Annotated in this window: 6 protein-coding genes; 4 read left to right on the top strand and 2 right to left on the bottom strand. The window is 55.7% G+C overall.

Features of this window, described 5'->3' with window-relative positions; translation table 11 throughout:
• Positions 1-7: 7 nt before the first annotated feature.
• The gene (locus RTY00_RS09610; protein ID WP_312664260.1) at positions 8-2,848 is read right to left on the bottom strand and encodes a response regulator; all 2,841 of its coding nucleotides are present in this window, start codon (positions 2,846-2,848) and stop codon (positions 8-10) included.
• 322 nt (positions 2,849-3,170) lie between these two features.
• Between RTY00_RS09610 and RTY00_RS09605 the strand changes: the two genes are divergently transcribed.
• Entirely contained in the window at positions 3,171-3,866 is a 696-nt protein-coding gene (locus RTY00_RS09605; RefSeq protein ID WP_312664259.1) for a response regulator transcription factor, read from the top strand.
• 8 nt (positions 3,867-3,874) lie between these two features.
• On the opposite strand, the gene RTY00_RS09600 is transcribed toward RTY00_RS09605, so the two are convergent.
• The gene (locus RTY00_RS09600) at positions 3,875-4,813 is read right to left on the bottom strand and encodes a MurR/RpiR family transcriptional regulator (protein WP_312664258.1); all 939 of its coding nucleotides are present in this window, start codon (positions 4,811-4,813) and stop codon (positions 3,875-3,877) included.
• Positions 4,814-5,091: 278 nt separating this feature from the next.
• On the opposite strand from RTY00_RS09600, the gene RTY00_RS09595 reads away from it, so the two are divergent.
• The 3 genes from RTY00_RS09595 to RTY00_RS09585 form a co-directional block, all read left to right on the top strand.
• A complete protein-coding gene (locus RTY00_RS09595; protein ID WP_179453067.1) occupies positions 5,092-5,400 on the top strand; it encodes a PTS sugar transporter subunit IIB in 309 nt (102 codons plus the stop codon).
• Positions 5,401-5,459: 59 nt separating this feature from the next.
• Positions 5,460-5,801 (top strand): PTS lactose/cellobiose transporter subunit IIA, encoded by a 342-nt coding sequence (locus tag RTY00_RS09590; protein ID WP_312664257.1) that lies wholly within the window; start codon positions 5,460-5,462, stop codon positions 5,799-5,801.
• Positions 5,794-7,024 (top strand): 6-phospho-beta-glucosidase (locus RTY00_RS09585; protein ID WP_312664255.1); only part of this gene is annotated, 1,231 nt, incomplete at its 3' end. The genes RTY00_RS09590 and RTY00_RS09585, both read left to right, overlap by 8 nt.

Below are 7,024 nucleotides of genomic sequence, written 5' to 3'. Positions count from 1 at the left end.
TGAAGGGTTAAAAGCCGGCGCGCTGGGCGGAATCTGTGGTTTCCTTTGTGCGCAGACAACTCGCCAGAATTTCACGTAACTCTGTTGGCGTAATCGGCTTGGTCAGGCAGCCATCAATGCCTGCCTTGCGGCAATCTTCAGCGGCATCAAAACTGCTCATCGCCGTTAAGGCGTAGATTGGTGTCGCGGTCAGCTGCTGGTTTTTCTCTCGTTGCCGAATCGCACGGCTCATGGCAAAGCCGTCCATCTGCGGCATGGTGCAGTCGGTAATCACTAAACCAATCTCCTGCTGATGTTGCTGCCAAAGCGTCAGCCCTTGCTGACCATCTATCGCGCTCAGCACCTCGCAACCCGCCTTTTGCAGCTGCTGGCTCAGCAACAGACGAGCAGGCGGATAATCGTCAACGATCAGCACTTTAAGGCTGGACTCTGCCGCAGCGCGTGGCGCAATAGATGATGCTTTCACTGGTGCTGCGGAGAAGTGCAAGCTCACGCTATTGCTCTCTCCGGACACGCTTTCGACCTTGAGCTGCGCGCCAGCATCCTGCGCCATGCGCTGGCAGGCCGCCAGACTAAAGCCGGTTTCCGCCCAGGCGCGCGTATCATCAGCGCCTTGTAACGCTTGCCACTGCTGCGCGAGCAGGCCGTCACTCTGATTGCTGACGGCGATCGCCAGCGGTAAATAGCCATTGGCATTCTGCGCTTCACAGCACAACGTCACCGTGATATCGCCGTGCTGGGTGTGCTGAATGGCATTGCGTAACAGGCTGGAGGTAATGCGGATAATCAGCAGCGGATCAAACTCCACGCGCGGCGCATCGGGATCCAGCGTGACATGCAGGCGCAAGCCTTTCTCCTCGGCTTGCTGCTGGAACAGCGCCACCGTGCTGCGCAGTAACGAAGGCAGATTCACCACGCGAATGCGGCTCTGTTCATCACGCGCCTCAGCGCGGAAAATATCAAACACATCGCCGGTTATGGAGAGCAGTGAACAGGCGGATTCATACACCGTTTGCAAATTTTCATTGTGCTGATGCTGGCTGTGTAATCGCTCCAGTTCCAGTTCCAGCAGGCCGGTAATGGCATTGAGCGGGGTGCGAATTTCGTGTCCCATGCTCTTCATAAAGGCATTACGCGCCTCGAGCACCCGATCATTCTCGGCTTTGGCTTCCTGCAGTTGACGAATCAATGTCTGATTACTGTTGAGGCGTTCGCGCAGGGCTTTCAGCGACTGGCACAATCGACCAATCCACCAGCCCACCAACAGGAACAGCAGCAACGCCAGCAGCATGGAAATCGCGACTAAGGTGGGGGAAAATTCGCGTGATGATTTCTGGTCCGGTGCCAGCAGCGTGTCACGCCAGGAACTGGCCATGCTCATCAGCCTGTCGGGCGGCGTATGCTGTAGCGCTTTGTTAAGAATGCTGAGCGCGGGTGAATCTGCTCGCTGGACGGCAAAGCCCACGCTATACGGTTTTACCGGCAGTGAAAGTGACTGATGCAGACGATTGAACGGATTGCGCTTCAGCTGATACTGCACGGAGAATTGCGATCCAATCGCGCCGTGCGCCTCGCCGTTATTAACCAGCACCAGCGCCTGCTGCAGCGTGTCGGTGATGACCAATTGCAGCGTTGGATACCAGGTTTTCAGCCACGGAATCAACGGGTTATTTTGCTGAATAGCGATTTTCTCGCCCGCCAACTCGTGCAGCGAGGCGGGCTGAATGGTGTTGCGTTGCATCACCAGCACCGCTGGCGTCACCAGCCAGGGTTCGCTTTGAGTCATTGACGGATCAGCGGCTTCCGGTTCTCCCGGCACCGTCAAACTGCTGGCCATAATCGCCTGCGGATATTTCACCCACAGCGCGGTTAGCTGTGCATCGTCTTCAGCCATTTGATAGTCGAACTGTAAGCCGAAGCGCTCGCTGATGTGCCGTAGCACATCGATCGCCAGGCCGGAGGGTTCACCTTGCTGGCTGACAAAACTGATGGGTTCGCGCCGACCATCCAGCAATACGGTGATGGCGGGATTTTGCTGGCTCCATGCCAGCTCTTGCGACGTGAGTGATAACGTGGGATGACCGAGCACCGCTTCACGATCCATGCCCCAGCCTTGCGCAATGCGCAAGCGGCTGACCAGCGGCAGATGAGTGAGCACATTATTGATGGCGCTCAGCAATTGCGGTTCGGCAGCCGGCACGCCAAAAGTGAGCCGGAATTCGCCAAGCGAAGGATGCGGCAGTAGCCACAGATTATCGAGTTGATTATTGCGCTGCAGATAGCTGGCGGTGGCATGGCTAAAACCGGCGGCGCTGGATTGGCCAAAGGCGATGGAATTGATCGCCTGATAGTAATCTTCAAACGCTTCAGGCGAAGGACTGACCTCCGGCAGCGTTTGGCTGTCCATCACCAGCAAAGGCAGCTTGCCGCCCGGCGCTTGCTGTCCGGCGCGCGTGACGACCACCGCACGATCGTTCAGCCACGGCAGCGAAGCGTGCACCGATGTGTGCGGCGCGAGATCGGGTGTCCAGATCGCCAGCATGCCGACTTCATTGTGGTTCAGCGCGCGAATCGCCTCGGCACGGCTGCGATAGTGAACCAGCTCAAAATGTACCTGTAGCGTCGATTCGAGCAGCGCCAGATAATCTGCATCTATGCCCGCCAACTGCCCACGCTCCAGGCCCAAACTGACCGGCGGCTGAGACACGCCCCACACGCCGACGCGCACCACGGGATGCGTTTGCAGCCACGCGCGAACATTCGCGGCAAAGGTTACCGGCGGCGGATTGACTTCAATGCGCGGGACCAGCGTTAGCGCTTGTCCTTGCGCATGCGGCAGCCCTGGCATGAAAACCAGGGTCAGAAGGGCGAGCAAGAGGTAAAGGAGCAGTCCGTTTTTCATCGTCAAATAATCGCTAATGTTTCTACCCTGCATTTTGACGTAATGCTGCATGGAAATAGCCAGGCCAGGTCTTGGTTGTCAGTAGTAAGTGCATGAAAAATAATATAAGTATTTTCCTACGCGTGCCTAAGCATTCGACGCTTCAGAAAAGTCCCGGTAATGCCTATGCTGAGTCAAACCGTATCGATACAGCCTGAAGACACGCCAATTATTGCTGGCCTGATACGAACAGATTTTTATCATGAGTTTCAGGTTACCGAGGTGGCAGATGGCAGTGTTTCACGCAAACAAAATTACGGTGGTGATGCTGGATGATCATCCCATGATGCGCTTCTCATTCGAAGTCGCTGCCACGCGTGAGCCAGATATAACTATGCTGGCGACGTTTGGCACCAGCAAAGCGCTGATGGCCTGGCTGGGTCAGAATAGCGCCGATGTGTTGGTGCTGGATTACATTTTGGGTAATGACCAGTTGGATGGCTTATCGCTGATCAAGCACATTCGTACACATCATCCGCAGCTGAAAATTTTGCTGTCATCGTCGATGGAAAGTGTTGCGGTGATCCGTGCCGCTCTGCATCTGGGCGTAAAAGGCTACATCACCAAACGTGAAGAGTCGCCGGCTTACTTTGTGGCAATCCGTAACATCGCTGCTGGCAAACGCTCGCTGCCGGATGACATCGCCAGCCAGCTAAGCCAATTGCCTGGCCGTAAGCGCGATCGTCCTATTCTGCAGGAAGAGTCGAATGAGGTTTCACGGGTGACGCAGCTGAGTAAACTGCTCACGGCGCGTGAAGCGGAAGTGATTCGCTGTTTTATTGATGGCATGCAAGTGATCGAAATCGCTGCAAAGCTCAATCGCAGCCGCAAAACTATCAGTGCTCACAAGCAAACCGGCATGAAAAAACTCGGCATCGCCTCAGATTTGGAGCTGTTCAAGTATCGTGGGGATCTGTTTAAGTAACCCAACGCTTAAAGCGCGGCTTCCAGCCGATCCAGCGCAAACAAAATGCCGTAACGGCGTGCGTTTTTTGCATCCGGCAGCGGCAGCCAGATATCGGCCTGATTCGCCAGGTCTAAGGTCTGAGCACAGAGCGCGATCACCGGCGTTTTTTGAATATGAGCATGATGTACCGCGCTGAGCACGTGGCTGTTAACCGCATCCGGCGCGAGAATCAGCAACAGATCATCCGGCTGCAAACGGCTCAGCGTCATACTCAGCAGGTTGTCATCCTGAATCCATGCAATGGGCAATCCAGCGTTTTGCAGGCGTTGATGGACTTCCGCCACCAGCGCAGTTTGCAGCCCCGACGCGCCAATCAGCAGCACGCTTCTGGCCTTGCGCAACATCTCTGCGGCGCGTTGCCAGGTCGCGGTTTCCGCTTGCGCGTATTGCTGGGTTAATGCCTGAGTAATCGTCTCGATGGGTGCAATCGCGTTACTAGTACGCTGCTGTGGCGCGCGTGCTAGCCGCATGCGTAAATCGCGGATATCTTCGCAACCCAGCGAACGGGCAAAGCGGGTGATGGTGGCGGCGCTAACTTCGGCACGTCCGGCAAGTTGTTCGATGGTGGCGGAGGCAGCAAAAGCGGTGTCGCTGAGAATAGCCTCGGCAACGCGTTTCTCCTGCTGGCTTAGCGATGATTGCCGCTGGCGGATGACATCAATCAATTCCACGTTCTGTTGCTGACCGGCTTTACGCACCTGACGAAGAAAATCATCGAGATCCTGACAGCCAGCCGACGTGGCAAAGCGTCGCAGCACATCCGGACTCACGCCGGCCTGCGTGGCGAGACTTTCCATGGTGGCCTGCTCAGTCGCACCCAATTTAGCCAGAAAAAACCGCGCCAGCCTCGATTCCTGCGCATCCGCGCGCTCCGATTGCTGCCGTAATTGCCAGACAATATCCATCAGCTCATCACATCCTCAGTAGCGAGTGTCCATCATGCATGAAATTATTTTTCATGTTGAGCTTTTTTTCATCTGATTATCGGCTTTTGTTGGGATTGTGACTGTTAAATTACGGTTAAGATCACACTCGTGAAAAATATTTTCATGGAGAGTTTTGTTTTATCAAGCTGATTTATATCGTTAAATTATTAATCCATCAGAAAATCCTCTGCCCGCAGCCACTTTACAGCTTCTCTGAGACAGGTCTTAAATGGCCGGGACAAATCACAGGAGAAGAAATTATGCGCATCGTACTTTGCTGTGCTGCAGGCATGTCAACCAGCATGCTGGTGAGCAAAATGCAGCACGCCGCTTTAGGTCGCGGTCTGGAAATCGACATCAAAGCCGTGCCGGTGGCGGAATTCGAACGTATTCTGCCAGATGCCGATGTCGTTCTACTCGGCCCGCAGGTGCAGTTCGAAGCTGCCCGTCTTACCGCGATTGCCGCGCCACAGGGCAAATCTGTCGCCGTCATCGACATGATGGATTACGGCATGATGCGTGGCGAACAGGTGCTTGATAAAGCGCTGGCGTTACACACTTCCTAACCGTCTGTTTTAACCCATCTGACCGACATTACACGGCTTTGTGCTGTGGGGGATTTTGCATGTCTGAAATCGTGGCTATCGAGTTTGAAGAGGAAATTATGCTGCTGCTGGTGCAAGCCGGCGCAGCCCGCAGCGCGGCAATTAGCGCGCTGCGGCTGGCACGAGAAGGGCGCTTCAGCGAGGCGCAGCAACAGTTAGCGGCGGCAAACGAAAGCATTAGCGCGGCGCACCAGCAGCAAACCGCGCTGATTGGTCTGGACGAAGGCAGCGGCAAGTTGCCGGTCACGTTGATTTTGGTCCATGCCCAAGATCATCTGATGAACGCCATGCTGATTCAGGATCTGGCAGGCGAAATCATTGAACTTTACCGCCGCACTGCGGCAGGAGGCACGAATGCTTAAGATGGCCATTATTGGTGGTGGCAGCAGCTATTCACCGGAGTTGGTAGAAGGGATCATCAATCGCTATGCGCAGCTGCCGGTGACGGAACTGGCGCTGGTGGATGTCGAGCAGGGACGTGAAAAGGTGCAGGTCATCGCCGATCTCACTCGCCGCATGCTGCAACAAAACGGGCTGGAACAGGTAAAAATCAGCGTGCATTTTGAACTCGATGAAGCGATTCGCGGTGCCCGATTTGTGCTGACGCAGCTGCGTGTGGGTCAGCTTGCCGCGCGTGCTGCAGATGAGCGCCTCGGACTGAAATATGGACGGCTCGGCCAGGAAACCACCGGCGTGGGCGGTTTTGCCAAAGCGCTGCGCACCATTCCGGTGATGCTTAATGTGGCGCGCAAAGTAGAAGAGCTGGCACCGGACGCCTTTATCATCAACTTCACCAATCCGGCGGGCATTGTGACGGAAGCGGTGTCGCGCTACAGCAAGGCGAAAATTATTGGGCTGTGTAATGTTCCGGTGAATATGCACCACATGATTGCCGGTATGCTCGACGCGCCCTGGGATGAGGTGCAACTGCGCTTCGCCGGGCTCAATCATCTGGTATGGGTGCATCAGGTGACCTGTCGCGGCGAGGATGTCACTTCGCAGGTGATTGAACAACTGTGCGATGGCCAATCGCTCACCATGAACAACATCAAAGATATGCCGTGGTCGCCGCAGTTCCTGCGCGCGCTCAAGGCGATTCCGTGCCCGTATCATCGCTATTATTGGCAAACGCCGCAGATGCTGGCCGAAGAGCAGGAGAAAGCGCAAAACGGTCATGAAGGCACGCGCGCGGAGCAGGTAATGAAAGTGGAAGCCGAGCTATTCGAGCTGTATGCCGATCCGCATCTGGCACACAAACCCGAGCAGCTGAGTTTCCGTGGCGGCGCGTACTACTCCGAAGTGGCGGTTGAACTGATCAGCGCGATTCACAATAACAGTGGCAAAAATCTGGTGGTGAACTGTCGCAACAACGGCGCGATTCATGGCCTGCCAGATGATGCGGTGGTGGAAGTGAACTGCCTGGTTGATGCGCAAGGCGCGCATCCGCTGGTGTTTGGCGAGTTGCCGCCGCTGATGAATGGCCTGACGCAGCAGATCAAAGCGTTTGAACGTCTGACCATCGAAGCCGCCGTGCACGGCGATCGTCAGCAGGCGCTGCTGGCGCTGCTCGGCAATCCGTTAGTCG

The sequence above is a fragment of the Pantoea sp. CTOTU49201 genome (assembly GCF_032054795.1).
Taxonomy (GTDB): domain Bacteria; phylum Pseudomonadota; class Gammaproteobacteria; order Enterobacterales; family Enterobacteriaceae; genus Pantoea; species Pantoea symbiotica.
Note: the sequence above shows the minus strand (reverse complement) of the source record. Positions and strands in the feature narration are given on the sequence as shown.